The organism is Pseudomonas sp. PSE1(2024), from assembly GCF_050990555.1.
Taxonomy (GTDB): Bacteria; Pseudomonadota; Gammaproteobacteria; order Pseudomonadales; family Pseudomonadaceae; genus Aquipseudomonas; species Aquipseudomonas aphyarum.
This window is the reverse complement of the sequence record NZ_CP158967.1, coordinates 6,073,602-6,089,765: the sequence shown is the minus strand read 5'-3', so window position 1 is coordinate 6,089,765 and position 16,164 is coordinate 6,073,602. Positions and strand designations below refer to the sequence as shown.

The window sequence follows — 16,164 nt, the reverse complement described above, 5'->3', positions numbered from 1 at the left end:
CGATTGCTTGGCCACCATTACACAAGGACAGTTTTGGGTATGACCTACATTAACCTGCCGAGTAATCAGCAAGCTGCAATCAGCGACGTCGACGAGACAGCGCTTCGGACAGCAGTGCGCAAGTGCCTGGATGAAGAGCGCATAGGGCCGATTCATGGCCTTGGGCTCAGTGACTGCGGCCCTTACGTGGCTACTAGGCTTCATGGGTTCCAACAAGCGATCGCTGAGTACAGCAAAGCCAAGGCCCATGCCAAGCGCGAACGCACTCGGCAGGATGCGCTGTATGCCGGCGATGACCTCATTCACGCTTTGCAACAGATGAAAGGGCGGCTCGAAACTGAGCGTAAAGAGGGTGAGCTGTTCTTCATTGATGATCAGATCAGGCCGCCTTTCCATCTCAGCAAGCGGCTATCGGTGTCTGTGTCGTTTCGCTGGCGAGCGTCGCCCTCTGCGGACTGGAAGCACGGGCACCTGACGTTCGTCTACGATTTCTCCCCTCAGCCGAATTACACCTTGCCGCTGCCCAAGCGCAAACCCAGCGCGGCACAGGTGGAGAGGGATCTTGAAGACAGTCGGTACCGAGAATGGGAGCGCCTAAAGGCTCAGGCGCTCTTCTCTATGAGAGAGTTCTTCCGCGATGGCGGCGATGGGGATGCTGTGCCTGAGGTGTTCGCGGTTAGGCCTAGTCCCTACGGCGGTGGCTTGAATAACTTCAGCTGCAATTTCTGGCAGTCCGAAAGGCCGGCCCGATAAATTTGGCAAGCCATCAGATTCGAGCCGGTGGCTGATACAAACGAGCGTGTCCGCCCACCATGTCTGCGTGGGCGTCCCGCAGCGTCGCGAACCGAAGACTAACACGATGACGTCGTGCCTTTATTGACCCAGGGCCAAGCGTCGGTGGTAGCCGGGCGATGCCATTGGTCATTTCAGGAGTGGATGATGGAAAAGGAACGATCGGCTACCAAGATCGCTGGCCCTAAGCCGCAAGACTTCCTGCGAGCGAGGCGTCCGGAACAGTTCTCAGATTCTGTGAAGCTACAAGAGTCGACCATCGACCGCACCATGCTGGAGTACCATTTTGAGACTCTGAATAATCGAAGCCAAGAGCTTGAGTTCGAGATCTTCGTACGGAAACTGTGCGAGCGGGAAATTTGTCCGAATTTGGTTGCTCAGACTGGCCCGACTGCGGGTGGAGACGGAAAAACCGATACCGAGACCTACCCTGTTTCCAGCCAGATCGCCTTTTTCTGGGGGCTAAACGAGACCCCGGAGTCCGAGCGATGGGCATTCGGTGTCAGCACCCAGAAAGATTGGAGGGCAAAATGCAGGAAGGACGTCGAGAGCGTCATGTCGACAGGGCGTGGCTACGTCCAGATCTTCTGTGTCACCAGCCGTTTCATCAAGAACAGCTCCAGAGCGGAGCTGCAAGACGAGCTTTCCAAAAAGTATGACGTCAAGGTCACTATCCTTGATCGAACCTGGCTGCTTGATAAAACGCTACAACCCAAGAATCAGCATCTTGCTATCGATTACCTAGGTCTCACAGGCAATATCGAGAGCAAGATTCAGATCGGCCCGTTCGATGCTGACAAGCAAATCCAGCTAACAGCGATCGAACGCCAGATCGAGCAGATCGAAGACCCTGGCCATTTGACGCTCTCTCAGGTCGACCTCTACACCAAGCGCGCCATCATCTACAAAGAGCTGGAACGGGATGCGGTTGCCGTTGAGCATCAGTTCAATATCGCTGTGCGGACAGCGAAAAAGTTTGGTACCCAGAGGCAGCATTTCGATGCCCTTTACCAACTGACCTGGGCTGCGTACTGGTGGCTGGAAAATGCGGAACTCTTTGAGGAAACGTTTGAGAAAGCACTCGGCGTGGCTCAAGAGACCGAAAACGTGGAGGTGTGGGAGAAAGTCGTAACGTTGTTCAATTTGATGGTCACCAGTCATCGAGACGGTAAGTGCACGCTCGATGTGGACTCCTTGGAGACCACCATTAGAGGGAGATTGAACTCGATAGCCGCTAACGCGGATATGGTCAGCGGGGCATTGCAAGCCAAGACCTCTTTGGCGCTTCTAGATCTGCTGGTTGCGGAAAATGAGGAGCAAGCCAACAACACCTTCCAGTCTTTGAGCGAAATCGCTGATAGTGCTCATAAGCTGATTGGCTACCCTATGGCTCGTCTCGTCAATTTGCTCGAAGCACTCGATGTGGCCTTCGGAGATCTCAAGGCCTACGAAGATCTCATGGATAAGCTCATTGATGATGCCGGTGCACGGGAAAACAGCCGGATTAAGGCAGATAAGTACCTGAGGCGAGGAGCGCTGAGCAGCGATAAAAAGGACTACTACAGGGCGATCAAGTGCTTCGGATTATCCCTGTATGGGCTGTATAGCAGTGAAAGCAAGGCAGAAGTCTTCGCTGCCCTGTATATGTTGTCGCATGCATACGACAAGCAGGGCCTGCTCTGGGCTGCGCGAGGAGCAGCGCTGATGGCCGCCTACGTGGTAACCACTGACGCACTGAAGGAACAGCGAAGCAGTGCTAAGCAAGCTGCTATTTACCAACGACTCATGTGGATTGAAGGCCAGCTAGGCCGCGTGGGCCAGTCTTTGATTTGGTATCACTTAGCTCAACTGATCTCTCAAACGCTGGATGAAAGTCAGTGGACAGAAAATCAGAAAATGAATTATGAGGTTCTGATTGGTAAGCTATTTCTCAATGCCAATTTTTCAGACGTTGAAAGAATCGCCTGGCTGCCGGACAAGTTAAATCAACTGGATCTAGGGCTCAGTGCAGATGCGCTATTAGTTTGCTTAGGTCATGAAGATAAGGCGGGGCCTGAGGGTGAGCCAATTGATCTCAACTTTATGAACATGTGGCGCAGTGTTGATATGGGAGCCCCGGTGGCCCCGCTCGACCTCTATCTGGATCGTTGGACGACCATAAGTTCATATATCCTCGGTTGTAAGGTGTCTGTGTCTTTTCCGGTGAAATCACCATGCATTGAGTTAGCGCAGCAATTGCTGGCTGTACTTGAGAGCTTCTGCGCACCGATGATGGCAGACCATGCAGCGGCTACAGTGCCCGCCGTGAATATTGATGTCCTGCTGGAAGATGAGGACGACTTCATACTGCGGCACAGCTTCGACACCGCTGCGCAGGTAACCTCTGCAGAAATCCTCTGCTCGCCATTCAGCATTGCCAATTTGACCGATGAACAACGAGACACGATCCGGCAATTTTACAGTGAATTCTGCCTCCACTTTGTGTCCACCATCTGTCCTCAAATTGGCTGGTCGAAATTCGAAGTGATGCTTCGAGACGACAAAGCCCTGGAACGAGCAGTCGTCTTCAACTGTAATATCGGATTGGACAGCTATTTCATGGGGCGTGATGCCGTCCCTGGCATCGGGTCTCATCAGGACGCTACCCTTGAATTGCATAAGCCAACACGGCGTGTGACTTGGTTTGAGCACCACAATATAGCGCCCATGGATTGGCCGCCTAAGTCTGATGTGCCTGAGGAACGTCCAAAACATCCGTTTCAGTTTTCAACAATCAAGCATCGAGAGCTAAAAGTTGTTTCTCTCATCCAAGAGAGCCTGTGGAATCAAGCCGGCTGGAAGGGGTTGGGCTTTCAAACATGCGAAGGCGAAATTCCAGTGTTGATTTTCGGCTTCGAGAATGCCGCTGTTGGGCATAAGATATTCGAAAATATCGCGAAAACCATCGGGGATAAAGATCCAAATAACGCGCTGCGCATCGCATTGATACGAGGCATTAGCAGGCAGAACCCTGCGCATTATCGCGTGGCCGTCACAAGTAATCTTGATCGTTCTGATGATGGGGCTTCGAGGATCCAAACGGCACTCTCTAGGCTTCATACTATGACCCCGAACTCTTCTGAGAATATTGAAAGGTTTTTGAAAGATTACGAAGTGCATAAGAAGTGTCATGTTGCCACGGTGAACGGCAAGGGGAAGCTTGTAAGCCATCTAATAACTTCTGGCGTAATTGTCATTCATGCCTGGGGAATCGATGAAAACGACCAGGAGATTTCGGCAATTCAGCCTGAGGACGATATCTTTGTGCCGGCAGGCGTGGAAAACCCTCCAATCAGCCGTGCTCTGGCGAAGATTCGTTCATTTGAAGTTAGGTAGAGGTTATTCACCTACGAAGGTTGCTCCAGAAAAGTCTTCTCGACTATCCGGGGCAAGGTGCCTTCTATGCTGACTAGTAGTTTGATGCAGACAAACCTCATCTTGTGGTGTGAGGTTGACGTCGCTGATTATGATCGCTCTTGGGTTTATTTTCTCAAGAGTTTTTGATTTGTCCCACAGGATTATGGCGGGGTATAAAGCGGGTGAAAGTCATCGCAGAGATTCTTCGGAAACTTTATGATCAGAAGGTTGCGTTGTTGAACGGTCACAAGTCAAAGCAATCAACGCTGATGGGAAGTATGTATGAAGGTCTTACTATCGAGCTATTGGAAAAAATTGACCTTTCCCGTTATGGATTAAAAGTAGTCTCCGGGGTCATCACATCTGGCGACGAAGAGTCGCAGCAGATTGACTGTATGGTAGTGGTCGGAGAGGGGGAGCCGTTTCACTGCACTTCACAGTTTTCTTATCCGATTGAGCAGGTTTTGGCCGTATTCGAAGTAAAAAAGACGCTCTATGGTAAGAGCCTTAGCAAGGCATATGGGCAGCTTGAGGAAGTATTTCAGTTGTCCAAGCGTGATTATGAGCGTCGGCAGGCGCAAGGCACTCTGGAATTCAGTACCCGCAAGGTTGCCCATGAATATCTAAACCTCTTCCGTGAGTGGCCATGTCATTATGAGGAAAGCGCCAAGCTCGCATTCAACAAGCGCGTTGTTTACCACAGCTTGGTCAGGGATATGCTGACCCCCCTACGCATCGCCATCGGATACAACGGCTATAAAACCGAGAAAGGCCTGCGCAATGCGTTTTACAATCTGTATCACGGCAATGAAGAGGTTGAAGGTTACGGGGTAATCAATATGCCAAATCTGATGATCAGTGAGGGATATTCCGTCATCAAACTTAATGGCATGCCTTACAAGGGTGTATGGAGCGAAGAGTTCGAGGAGTGGTGCTGGCTTGGCTCTACCAGCGCTGATCCGATGGTGCTGATCCTAGAGCTCCTTTATGATCGAGTGGAGCTTGCGCTTAATATCAAGTTGGACAGGGGCGACGATCAAAGTGAGGAGCCGTGGTTTCCACTAATGATTAGCAAGCCGATCGCCCGTGATGGCGCCGTCTCAGGATGGATCCATAAATACAATAACGCACCTATTCCGAAGGCTGATCCCCAGCAACGCACATGGGCGCCGTTTATGATCTCAACTATCGAAAAGGAATTTCTTAGATTGCTCGTTCAGCAAGGGCCCCAATTTATAGGGTCTGACAAGCTAATTACGTTTATGGAAGAACATGGCATCGATGACATTCGTGAATCAATGCGCACTCTATTCACCGCTCGGATAGTGCTGGATGTCGATGGTGGCTTTTCAATATGTGCGGGTTATTGGACTCTAGCGAAGGTTAGAGGCGAATTTTATTGTGGTGATAATTCCGGGAATCGGTTCGAGAAATGGCTCAGCAAGCATACGGTACCCATGCGGTACCCACTAAAAATGATCAAGGTTAGTCCGAGGGACTTCGGGCCCAACACACTTGGCCCGCTGAATAAGATATGAAATTGGCCTTTACAGATCTGTCCCGAGTGAATTTTTTGCCACTGATAGCTCGCGATCCGCTCTGTCGACGCCCTATACCTGCATTCGGCTGATAAGCATGCTACATGCGCTGCCATGGGACAGGCTCAGCTCACCCTTTCGATCTATACTCGGGGTCTAAGCCGGGCGAAAGCCCATCGCAGTCAGCCAAAAGGGTGGGCAGCAGGAATGGCTGCCCCGCTAGGTGAAATATTTGAAGATGCAGAGCTGGCCGGGACTCCTTACGTAACGATGGTGATGGTAGCGGCATAGCTGAGTCACGTTTGCCCAGCCAGACCAGCGCTGTAGAGACCTAGGCGACTACCGCTGCATTTTCTGGAAGCTGCCAGGCCAAAAAACCTCACTAGGGATAGACACCCAACTCACACGTTGTGTACTATGAGGGTGTAGGCGCTTGGGCTTAATCGTCAGCAGGTTAAGAGCACCACTGAAGATCCAAGGGCAATGAAGTACGTGAAAAGGCCACCCCTAAAGGGTGGCCTTTTCCTTTCTCACATATCAAGAAAAGCCAAGGCTACCGCTGCGTCAGCGCTGCTACGCGTGAAGCTCCCCTCCTTTGGCTTCAAACCACCGCCTGCAGTGCGTTTCTCCCTGCCGCCCCATTCTCGGTTCAAGCACCCAGATTCAATCCTGGCGGCTGTTCTGTGTGCGGTTGTTCTGGAGGTGCGGTGAGTGAGCAGAACGGCCACACGCCTGTGAGGCCTCAGTGAGTGGGATAGAAATTTCCAATCACTTTTTGCTGGTGCGAGATCTGGATTGGTTTGCCACCTTTGAGTACCAGTTTCATGCCCCAGGATTTGGTCATGCTGCTGAGCTTGACGTCCGAGTGGGTGTACCCGCGCTTGAAGCCGTCCAAGGCCTCGTGGGTCATCAGGTACAGAGTTTTTTGATGAAATTCTGATTGCTCATGGTCACTAGCTCTATCGCTCGACAGCCAATGGAGTGTCTGGGTGATTCGGCGATAGAGCATGTTCAGTCGGGCCAGCACTTCTGCCTCTGTCGTGGGAGCGGGGTGCTCGACATTGACCGTTACCCCCTTTGCTTCTTTTTTCTCTTCTTTGATGTCCGGGATTTTCCACAGCGGCTCGAAATGGGCGACCCGGTTGCGCAGCGACCTGACGGTCTCAAGGCGGGCGTAGACGGTGCCTACGTTCGTCTTGTTGTTCCAGTGACCAGCGTTACTCGCGTAGCGATGGTGAGGAAAAATCGTCGGGATGATCGTGTCCCAAGACAGGTTGAGATCCAGCAGTGGTGCCCAGAAGCCGAACGTCATATTCGCGATCACTTGATTGGGGCTGACCGGGTGAAGTTTCGGGGTGTAGGTGTGTCGCTTTTGAGCCTTGTTCCAGTACCTGTCGTGAGTGACGGCCTGCACCTTCTCCGAGCTTTTGCCGCTCAATCTCAGTACTTCGTACCAATTGTTGGCATCAGCGCTGCCGATGATCCTGGAAGGATGCTGGGCCATCGCGTACTGGCTAAGGGCGAGGTGGAAGCGATTTCTCAGCGCCACTTCCACGATGCCTGTTAAGCGCATGAAATTCGTGGATAGAACCTCGTTCCAGCAATACAGGCCGTACAGCTCAGAGTCGGACGCCGGGATGAAAAAACGTCTGTAGGAGGACAGCCTGGCAGCTGAAATTGAATCCAGCGAGCTGAGTAGGTTGAGCGGCGTCGGGTTGTACATGGTTGCTTCCACTGCGATGTCAGCGCTAGCTCGTCTGGCATGCACTGGGTTAGGACTCGATTACTGGTCAGTGGGTTACAGGGTACTGGCCATGGGCCGCCTTAATATCACATCCTGTTACTTGTAGGGGGATTGGCTTCTCGAAGGACTGCCCTGAGGGTGGGGTAGGCAGAACGGGGTCAATGGATGTCCGCAAAAGGCGGGGCGTAATACTGTATTTATATACAGATTTGCGGTTGCTTGTGGGATGTGCAATTGTTATAATGCACACATAGTTAAACGCTTTGAAGGTAAAGCATCTAAGCGTAATGTGCAGTAAATGTGGGGGGTGAAATTGCTGGGCACGCCGTTCAACCTCACCGAAGGCGCCGCGCTTCTGAGCCTGATCGGTCGCCTGACCGGCTACACGCCGCGCTGGTTCACCTATTTCATCGGTGACGCCCACGTCTACGAAAACCACCTGGACATGCTCAACGAACAGCTCAAGCGCGAGCCGTTCGCCATGCCGAAGCTGAAGATTTCGGACCGCGTGCCGGAGTTTGCCAAGACCGGTGTGTACCAGCCGGAATGGCTGGAGCTGGTGGAGCCGAGCGACTTCTCGCTGGAAGGCTACGAGCACCATGCGCCGATGACTGCGCCGATGGCGGTCTGAAGCACGAGTGACAAACAACTGAGGGAGCCAAATGGCTCCCTCAGTTGTTTCTGGTGGTCAGATCGTTCCCACGCTCTGCGTGGGAATGCTGCCATGGACGCTCTGCGTCCAAAGTGACGCAGAGCGTCACGGGATTCATTCCCACGCAGAGCGTGGGAACGAGCGACAGTTGTTAGTGGCCGTGGCTTCTGCCCACATGCGAATGCTCAACCTCCGCCGCCACAACCCCGCCACTCACCTCCAGCCGCTGCAAAATCCCGCACTGATCCGCCTCCGGCCCTTCGCCACAGCGCTGGCGCAGGTCGAGCAGCTGCGTCTGCAACGCCAGTAAACCATCGATTCGCGCCTTGACGTGCTGGATGTGTTCGTCGATCAGCGCATTCACGCTTTCGCACTGGTCCTGCGGGCTGTCACGCAAGGTGAGCAGGCTGCGGATTTCTTCGAGGGTCATGTCGAGGGTGCGGCAGTTGCGGATGAAGGTCAGGCGCTCGGCGTGGGCCTGGGTGTAGACGCGGTAGTTGCCGTCGCTGCGGGCCGGTTCCGGCAGCAGGTTTTCACGTTCGTAGTAGCGGATGGTTTCCACGGCGCAATCGGTCTGTTTCGCCAGTTCTCCGATCTTCATGACGGCAATCTCCAAAAGGGTGCTTGACCCTATAGTGGCTACAGGGTCTTTACTTGGCAACAGGCACCTTCATGGACGCGACCAATGAGCGATTCCCTGCACACCCACAAGCCCGGCGACGGGCACGATCACAGTCACAAACTGCAGCCTGTGCATAAACATGCCCACGCCGGCGATTCCTGCTGCGGGTCGAAAACCGTTGCGCCTGCGCCGGTTCGTTCGAGTGAAGACTCTTGCTGCTCGTCGAAAGCCGCCGCGCCTTCACTGGTGCAACTGAGTGAGGCAAAAAGCGCCGACGCCCGGCTGAGCAGCTTCCGCATCGAGGCGATGGACTGCCCGACGGAGCAGACGCTGATCCAGAACAAGCTCGGCAAACTGGCCGGGATTCAGCAGCTGGAATTCAACCTGATCAACCGCGTGCTCGGCGTGACCCACAATCTGCCGGACACCGCGCCGATCATCGACGCGATCAAATCCCTCGGCATGCAGGCCGAGCCGCTGGAGGCGGGCGTCGACGCGCCAACGCCGGCGCCGGTGAAAAAACACTGGTGGCCGCTGGCACTGTCCGGCATCGGTGCGCTGGCCGCTGAAGTGATCCACTTCACCAGCGCCGCCCCGACCTGGGTGGTGGCGATCATCGCATTGATCTCGATCCTCAGCGGCGGCCTCACCACGTACAAGAAGGGCTGGATCGCCCTGAAGAACCGCAACCTCAACATCAACGCCCTGATGAGCATCGCCGTGACCGGCGCCGTGTTGATCGGCCAATGGCCGGAAGCGGCGATGGTGATGTTCCTGTTCACCGTGGCCGAGCTGATCGAAGCGCGCTCGCTGGATCGCGCACGCAACGCCATCAGCGGTTTGATGCAGATGACGCCGGAGCAGGCGACCGTGTTGCAGGCGGACGGCAACTGGGTCGAACTGGACGTCAAAAACATCGATCTCGGCGCCCGCGTGCGGGTGAAACCCGGCGAGCGCATCGCGCTGGACGGTGAAGTCGTCAGCGGCAGTTCGACCATCGATCAGGCGCCGATCACTGGCGAAAGCCTGCCGGTGGAGAAAACCGCCGGCGACAAAGTCTTTGCGGGCACCATCAACCAGGCAGGTTCGCTGGAATACACAGTGACGGCAGCGGCGAACAATTCGACTCTGGCGCGGATCATCCACGCCGTGGAACAGGCGCAGGGCGCGCGGGCGCCGACTCAGCGCTTCGTCGATCAGTTCTCGAAAATCTACACCCCGGTGGTCTTCGTCTTGGCCCTGGCCGTGGCGATCATCCCGCCGCTGTTCATGGGCGCCGCGTGGTTCGACTGGATCTATCGCGCGCTGGTGCTGCTGGTGGTCGCTTGCCCGTGTGCATTGGTGATTTCCACTCCGGTGACCATCGTCAGCGGCCTCGCGGCGGCGGCGCGCAAAGGCATTCTGGTCAAGGGCGGCGTGTACCTGGAGGGCGGTTTCAAGCTCGACTATCTGGCCCTCGACAAGACCGGCACCATCACCCACGGCAAACCGGTGCAGACCGATTACCTGTCCCTCGACCCGACCGCCGACGCCACGGCCCCGGCGATTGCCGCCGCGCTGGCCGGGCGCTCCGATCACCCGGTGTCGCTGGCCATCGCCAACGCGGCTGTGGATAAAGGATTTGCGGCGCTGGTTGTGGATAACTTCGAAGCGCTGGCCGGCCGTGGGGTAAAAGGCGAGGTCAACGGTCAGGTCTACCACTTGGGCAACCATCGTCTGGTGGAAGAACTGGGCCTGTGCTCGCCGCAGCTGGAAGAAAAGCTGTTCGCGCTGGAGAAACAGGGCAAGTCCGTGGTGTTGCTGCTCGACCGTTCCGGCCCGCTGGCACTGTTCGCCGTGGCCGACACGGTCAAGGAAACAAGCCGCGAGGCGATCCGCCAACTGCACGAACTGGGCGTGAAAACCCTGATGCTCACCGGCGACAACGTCCACACCGCACAGGCGATTGCGGCGCAGGTCGGGATCGATCAGGCCAAAGGCGACTTGCTGCCCACCGACAAACTGCAAGCCATCGAAGAACTGTATGCCCGGGGCCGTCGGGTCGGCATGGTCGGCGACGGCATCAACGATGCGCCGGCACTGGCGCGGGCGGAGATCGGGTTTGCGATGGCGGCGGCCGGCACCGATACGGCGATCGAAACCGCCGATGTCGCCCTGATGGACGATGATCTGCGCAAGATTCCAGCCTTCATCAGCCTGTCGCGCCATACCGCCGCTATCCTCAAACAGAACATCGCGCTGGCGCTGGTGATCAAAGCGATCTTTCTTGGGGTAACCTTCGCGGGGCTCGCCACCATGTGGATGGCGGTGTTCGCCGACATGGGTGTGAGCCTGCTGGTGGTGTTCAACGGTTTGCGCCTGTTGCGCAAATAGAGGAAGAGGGGCGGTTGTGCTGAGTGCCGAGCTGAAGGCTTTTTACATGGTGGCCCGCTTGGGCAGCATCACGCTGGCGGCGAAAAAGCTCGGCCTCAGCCAACCGACCGTGACCACTCAGATCCGTAATCTGGAAAGCCAATATTCGGTGGAACTGTTCTACCGTGGCGGCAGGCGCCTGAGTGTCAGCGACGAAGGTGCGCGGCTGTTGCCGATGGTCAAGGCGCTGTTGCAGCAGGAAGCCGATATCGAGTTCTTCCTGCGCAACAGCGGCCAGGTCCAGGGCACGCTGCGCATCGCCGCCACCGCGCCGTATTACATCCTCGATCTGGTGAAGACCTTCCGCGAGCGTTTGCCGCAGGTGGAGGTCTCGGTGGAAATCGGCAACTCGCAGCAGGTGCTCGAAGCGCTGGAGGATTACCGGGTGGATGTCGCGGCGTCGTCGCAGTTGCTTGACGATGCACGGCTGATCCGCCGGGTGCTCGGCAGCGATCCGCTGGTGCTGGCGGTGCATCGCAATCATCCGCTGGCGGCGCACGACCATGTCACTCTGAGCGCGCTGGCCGGGCATACCTTGCTGATGCGTGAATCCGGCTCGACCACCCGTCGCCTCACCGAAGAGTTGCTGGCCAGCGCCGGGGTCAGTTTCGGCCCGTTGCTGGAGATCGGTAGCCGCGAATCGATCCGCGAGGCGGTGCTGCGCAACATCGGAATCAGCATCATCGCCCGCCAGGAAGTGCCGCACGATCCGCAGTTGCGGGTGTTGACCCTGGAGAATGCGCCGCAGATTCCCGAATACCTCTACTGCCTCAAGGAACGCAAAAACGCCCGGTTGCCGGCGGCGTTTCTCGGGTTGGCGCAGGAAATGTCCCCCGCTTGATCGTAATGATCGTTCCCACGCAGAGCGTGGGAACGATCCGCGATCCGCGGGGAACCCAAATCCCTGAATACCACTATCGGTCGATTTTGCCTTGTTGCCATATGACCGACGCATTACAACTCTAGGATTCGTCTCATCTGCTTGATGAGGCCTGTCCATGAACCCTGCAATCGCAACTGCCCTGACCAACCCCGGCGCACCGATGAAAGTGCGCGGCGTGCAGAAGCGCTTCGGCGCTTTCACGGCGCTGGATAACGTCTCCCTCGATGTCGCGGCCGGTGAGCTGGTGTGCCTGCTCGGCCCGTCGGGCTGTGGCAAGACCACGCTGCTGCGTTGCATCGCCGGTCTGGAAAAGCAGGACAGCGGCGAGTTGTATCTCGGCGAGCGCGACGTTTCCCACCTCGCCCCGCAGGCTCGGGACTACGGCATCTTGTTCCAGTCCTACGCGCTGTTTCCCAATCTGACCGTCGAAGCGAACATTGCCTACGGCCTCGCCGGCAGCGGTCGCGATGAAGTGCGCCGTCGTGTCGGTCAGATGCTGGAACTGGTCGGCCTCACCGGCAGTGAGAAAAAGTACCCGGGCCAGTTGTCCGGCGGCCAGCAGCAACGGGTGGCACTGGCCCGGGCCCTGGCCCCTGCGCCTTCGCTGTTGCTGCTGGACGAACCGATGTCGGCCCTCGACGCCCGGGTGCGCGAGCATCTGTGCACCGAGCTGCGCCAACTGCAACGCAACCTCGGCATCACCACTCTGATGGTCACTCACAATCAGGACGAAGCCATGCTGATGGCCGACCGCATCGCCGTGATGAACAACGGCAAGGTCGAGCAGTACGCCACCCCGCAGGAAATCTACAACCGCCCGGCCACGCCGTTCGTGGCCGAGTTTGTCGGCCAGGGCAACTGGCTGCCGTTCCAGCGCAGCAGCGACAGCCACGCCAAGGTCGGTGGGATGAACCTGCGCCTGGCCGATGGCAGCGTCCACAGCCCGTCTGGCCGACTGTTCTGCCGCCCGGAAGCGATCAACGTCAATCCGCTGGTGCATGAAGAAAACCTGTTCCCGGCCAAGGTCCGCGAGATCACTTTCCTCGGCAACCGCTGCCGTATGAGCTTCGAACTCGATCAATTGCCCGGTCACGCCTTGCTCGCTGAACTGGCGCCGGAAGCCATGCCACGCCTCGGCGCCCAGCAGATCATGGTCGCCTTGCCGCCACGCAGCCTGCAGGTGTTTGCCTGATGAACAGCAACCTCGCACTGCCGCTACCGCAAAAGCAGGCGCGGCAGGTGTCCGGGGCCGAGGTCGGCGACCGGATCTTCGTCCTCGGCGGCAAACTCCTGCTGCTGGTGCTGCTCGGTGTGGCCGTGCTGTTGCCATTGCTGGCGATCTTCTGGCGCGGCTTCAGCAGCGAAGCCGGGCAGGGTGGTGGCTGGCTCGCCGCCAAGGAGCTGGTGAGCAGCGACAATTTCCACTGGTTGCTCGGCAACAGCCTGAAGGTTTCCCTCAGCGTCGCGACGATCGTCGTACCGCTGGCCTACCTGTTTGCCTACGCCTTGCAGCGCACGTTGATTCCCGGCAAAGGCATCTGGCGCGGGATTTCGTTGCTGCCACTGATGGCGCCGTCGATGCTGCCGGGGATCGCGCTGGTCTATCTGTTCGGCAATCAGGGGATGTTGCGCGGGCTGCTGTCGGACAACATCTACGGTTTCTGGGGGATTGTTCTGGGTGAGGTGATCTACACCTTCCCACACGCCTTGATGATTTTGCTGTCAGCCCTGTCGCTGGCGGATGCGCGATTGTTCGACGCTGCGTCGAGCATGGGCGCCAGTCCGGCGAAAGCCTTCCGCAGCATCACCTGGCCGGCGACCCGTCAGGCCGTGTTCGCCGCGTTCTGTCTGGTGTTCACCCTGACGATCACCGATTTCGGTGTGCCGGTGGTGGTCGGTGGCGACTATCAGGTGCTGGCGCTGGAAGCCTACAAAGCCGTGGTCGGCCAGCAGCAATTCGGTCGCGGCGCATTGATCGGCATGGTTCTGTTGCTGCCGGCACTGTTCAGCTTCGGCGTCGATGCCTGGCTGCGCCGCCGTCACGGCGACTCCATGAGCGGCCGCGCCCAGGTGTTCAAACCGGCACCGTCGAAGAAGCGCGATGCTTTTTATCTCAGTGTTGTGCTGCTGATCAGCGCCGCGTTGCTGCTGGTGTTCGGCATGGCGGTGTTCTCGTCGCTGGTGAAGTTCTGGCCGTACAACCTGTCGCTGTCGCTCAACCACTATCAGTTCAACGAGACTGCCGGTGGTGGTTGGCTGGCCTACGGCAACAGTTTGAAGATGGCGCTGGGCACGGCGTTGATCGGCAGCGTGTTGATCTTTACCGGCGCCTACCTGATGGAAAAGACCCGCAACCAGCGCGGGCTGAATCTGACACTGCGCATGCTCAGTTTCGTACCGATGGCGGTGCCGGGGCTGGTGCTCGGTCTGGGTTACGTCTTCTTCTTCAACCTCACCGGCAACCCGCTGCACGTGCTGTACGGGACCATGACCCTGCTGATCGTCTGCACCATTGCTCACTATTTGACCACTGCGCAAATGACCGCCACCACCGCGCTGCGTCAGCTCGATGCCGAGTTCGAAGCTGCCGCGCTGTCGCTCAAGGCGCCGCTGTACCGGCATTACCTGCGGGTCACCGTGCCGATCTGCCTGCCGGCGCTGCTGGACATCGTGCGCTACCTGTTTGTCTCGGCCATGACCACCGTGTCCGCCGCGATCTTCCTCTACAGCCCCGACACCATCCTCGCGGCGGTGGCGGTGCTGAACATGGATGACGCCGGCAACGTCGGCGGCGCGGCGGCGATGTCGACCCTGATTCTGTTCACCTCGGCGGGCGTGTCCTTGCTGCTGGCGTGGGCTTCGCGCGGCTTGCTGCGCCGTTCCCAGGCCTGGCGGCAAACGGCGCCCGGCCACTGATTTTCCCAACCTCAACTCAAGACAGGAAAACGATCATGTTCAAGCCTATGGCCCTGGCCGCTGCTGTGCTCGCTACTTTCAGCCTGAATGCCTTCGCGGCAAAAACCGAGTTGACGGTGTACACCGCCCTCGAAGCCGAGCAGTTGAAGTCCTACAAAGAGGCCTTCGAAAAGGCCAACCCGGACGTCGAGATCAAGTGGGTGCGCGACTCCACCGGGATCATCACCGCCAAACTGCTGGCCGAAAAGGATCGTCCGCAGGCCGACGCGGTCTGGGGCCTGGCGGCGTCGAGCCTGGCGATTCTCGATCAGCAAGGCATGCTGCAAAGCTATGCGCCGAAGGATCTGGGCAAGATCGGCGCGAACTACCGCGACGCCGCCAACCCGCCAGCCTGGGTCGGCATGGACGTCTGGGCCGCGACGATTTGCTTCAACACCGTCGAGGCCGAGAAGCAGGGCCTGACCAAACCGGTGAGCTGGCAGGACCTTACCAAGCCTGAGTACAAAGGCAAGATCGTGATGCCGAACCCGGCCTCGTCCGGCACCGGTTTCCTCGACGTCAGCGCCTGGCTGCAAACCTTCGGCGAGAAACAGGGCTGGGCCTACATGGACGGCCTGCACCAGAACATCGGCCAGTACGTTCACTCCGGCTCCAAGCCTTGCAAACTGGCGGCAGCGGGCGAATTCCCGATCGGCATTTCCTTCGAATACCCGGCCGTTCAGCTGAAGCGCCAAGGTGCGCCGCTGGACATCATCCTGCCGAAGGAAGGCCTGGGCTGGGAGATCGAGGCGACTGCCGTGATCAAAGGCACGCCGCACGAAGAGGCCGCGAAGAAACTGGCCGACTTCTCCGCCAGCGCCCCGGCGATGGATCTGTACAAGGAAAACTTCGCCGTCCTCGCGCAACCGGGCATCGCCAAACCGCAGACCGAACTGCCGGCCGATTACGAGCAGCGCCTGATCAAGAACGACTTTGCCTGGGCCTCGAAGAACCGCGACGAAATCCTGACCGAATGGCGCAAGCGCTATGACGGCAAGTCCGAGAAAGTCGCTGCCAAGTAAATCTTCTTACCCGATCGTTCCCTGACGGAGCATTGATCGTTCCCACGCTCCGCGTGGGAATGCAGCCAAGGACGCTCCGCGTCCTCTGTGACGCAGAGCGTCACGGTATTCATTCCCACGCAGAGCGTGGGAACGATCAACGTGGGAA

The 16,164-nt window shown here is 57.6% G+C and carries 10 protein-coding genes and 1 pseudogene; 9 read left to right on the top strand and 2 right to left on the bottom strand.

What is annotated here, in order from left to right:
* The first annotated feature begins 39 nt into the window (after window positions 1-39).
* From ABTV87_RS27750 to ABTV87_RS27740, 3 genes are all read left to right on the top strand, one after another.
* Window positions 40-753, top strand: a complete 714-nt coding sequence (locus tag ABTV87_RS27750) for a hypothetical protein (protein WP_433898668.1) — start codon at window positions 40-42, stop codon at window positions 751-753.
* Between the two features lie 186 nt (window positions 754-939).
* Complete coding sequence (locus tag ABTV87_RS27745; protein WP_433898667.1) at window positions 940-4,167, top strand: hypothetical protein; 3,228 nt, start codon at window positions 940-942, stop codon at window positions 4,165-4,167.
* A 203-nt stretch (window positions 4,168-4,370) separates the two neighbouring features.
* On the top strand, window positions 4,371-5,726 hold the full coding sequence (locus ABTV87_RS27740; RefSeq protein ID WP_433898666.1) for a DUF6602 domain-containing protein: 1,356 nt from the start codon (window positions 4,371-4,373) through the stop codon (window positions 5,724-5,726).
* Between the two features lie 742 nt (window positions 5,727-6,468).
* Here the strand turns inward: ABTV87_RS27740 and ABTV87_RS27735 are convergent.
* Complete coding sequence (locus ABTV87_RS27735) at window positions 6,469-7,449, bottom strand: Abi family protein (protein ID WP_433898665.1); 981 nt, start codon at window positions 7,447-7,449, stop codon at window positions 6,469-6,471.
* A 337-nt stretch (window positions 7,450-7,786) separates the two neighbouring features.
* Between ABTV87_RS27735 and ABTV87_RS27730 the strand changes: the two are divergent.
* Window positions 7,787-8,101 (top strand): annotated as a pseudogene (locus tag ABTV87_RS27730) (thymidylate synthase); the annotation flags it as partial.
* Between the two features lie 172 nt (window positions 8,102-8,273).
* On the opposite strand, the gene cadR reads toward ABTV87_RS27730, so the two are convergent.
* On the bottom strand, window positions 8,274-8,723 hold the full coding sequence (gene cadR, locus ABTV87_RS27725) for a Cd(II)/Pb(II)-responsive transcriptional regulator (protein ID WP_258712545.1): 450 nt from the start codon (window positions 8,721-8,723) through the stop codon (window positions 8,274-8,276).
* A gap of 84 nt (window positions 8,724-8,807) precedes the next feature.
* Here cadR and ABTV87_RS27720 point away from each other — a divergent pair, with 84 nt between their 5' ends.
* The 5 genes from ABTV87_RS27720 to ABTV87_RS27700 all read left to right on the top strand — a co-directional run bounded on the left by ABTV87_RS27720 (window position 8,808) and on the right by ABTV87_RS27700 (window position 16,016).
* The gene (locus ABTV87_RS27720) at window positions 8,808-11,117 is read left to right on the top strand and encodes a heavy metal translocating P-type ATPase (RefSeq protein ID WP_433898664.1); all 2,310 of its coding nucleotides are present in this window, start codon (window positions 8,808-8,810) and stop codon (window positions 11,115-11,117) included.
* A 16-nt stretch (window positions 11,118-11,133) separates the two neighbouring features.
* Window positions 11,134-11,997 (top strand): LysR family transcriptional regulator, encoded by an 864-nt coding sequence (locus tag ABTV87_RS27715; protein ID WP_007953452.1) that lies wholly within the window; start codon window positions 11,134-11,136, stop codon window positions 11,995-11,997.
* Between the two features lie 157 nt (window positions 11,998-12,154).
* Window positions 12,155-13,231 carry a putative 2-aminoethylphosphonate ABC transporter ATP-binding protein gene (locus ABTV87_RS27710; protein WP_007953451.1) on the top strand — a complete coding sequence of 359 codons (1,077 nt, stop codon included), beginning with the start codon at window positions 12,155-12,157 and terminating at the stop codon, window positions 13,229-13,231.
* Window positions 13,231-14,955 (top strand): putative 2-aminoethylphosphonate ABC transporter permease subunit, encoded by a 1,725-nt coding sequence (locus ABTV87_RS27705; protein WP_433898663.1) that lies wholly within the window; start codon window positions 13,231-13,233, stop codon window positions 14,953-14,955. Before ABTV87_RS27710 ends, ABTV87_RS27705 begins: the two co-directional genes overlap by 1 nt.
* A gap of 35 nt (window positions 14,956-14,990) precedes the next feature.
* The gene (locus ABTV87_RS27700; protein WP_064600170.1) at window positions 14,991-16,016 is read left to right on the top strand and encodes a putative 2-aminoethylphosphonate ABC transporter substrate-binding protein; all 1,026 of its coding nucleotides are present in this window, start codon (window positions 14,991-14,993) and stop codon (window positions 16,014-16,016) included.
* Window positions 16,017-16,164 lie beyond the last annotated feature (148 nt).

Bases quoted from the DNA above. Each gene is read 5' to 3' on its own strand.
- ABTV87_RS27750 (WP_433898668.1), top strand. From the start codon at position 40: ATGACCTACATTAACCTGCCGAGTAATCAGCAAGCTGCAATCAGCGAC.
- ABTV87_RS27745 (WP_433898667.1), top strand. From the start codon at position 940: ATGGAAAAGGAACGATCGGCTACCAAGATCGCTGGCCCTAAGCCGCAA.
- ABTV87_RS27735 (WP_433898665.1), bottom strand. From the start codon at position 7,449: ATGTACAACCCGACGCCGCTCAACCTACTCAGCTCGCTGGATTCAATT.
- cadR (WP_258712545.1), bottom strand. From the start codon at position 8,723: ATGAAGATCGGAGAACTGGCGAAACAGACCGATTGCGCCGTGGAAACC.
- ABTV87_RS27720 (WP_433898664.1), top strand. From the start codon at position 8,808: ATGAGCGATTCCCTGCACACCCACAAGCCCGGCGACGGGCACGATCAC.
- ABTV87_RS27710 (WP_007953451.1), top strand. From the start codon at position 12,155: ATGAACCCTGCAATCGCAACTGCCCTGACCAACCCCGGCGCACCGATG.
- ABTV87_RS27705 (WP_433898663.1), top strand. From the start codon at position 13,231: ATGAACAGCAACCTCGCACTGCCGCTACCGCAAAAGCAGGCGCGGCAG.
- ABTV87_RS27700 (WP_064600170.1), top strand. From the start codon at position 14,991: ATGTTCAAGCCTATGGCCCTGGCCGCTGCTGTGCTCGCTACTTTCAGC.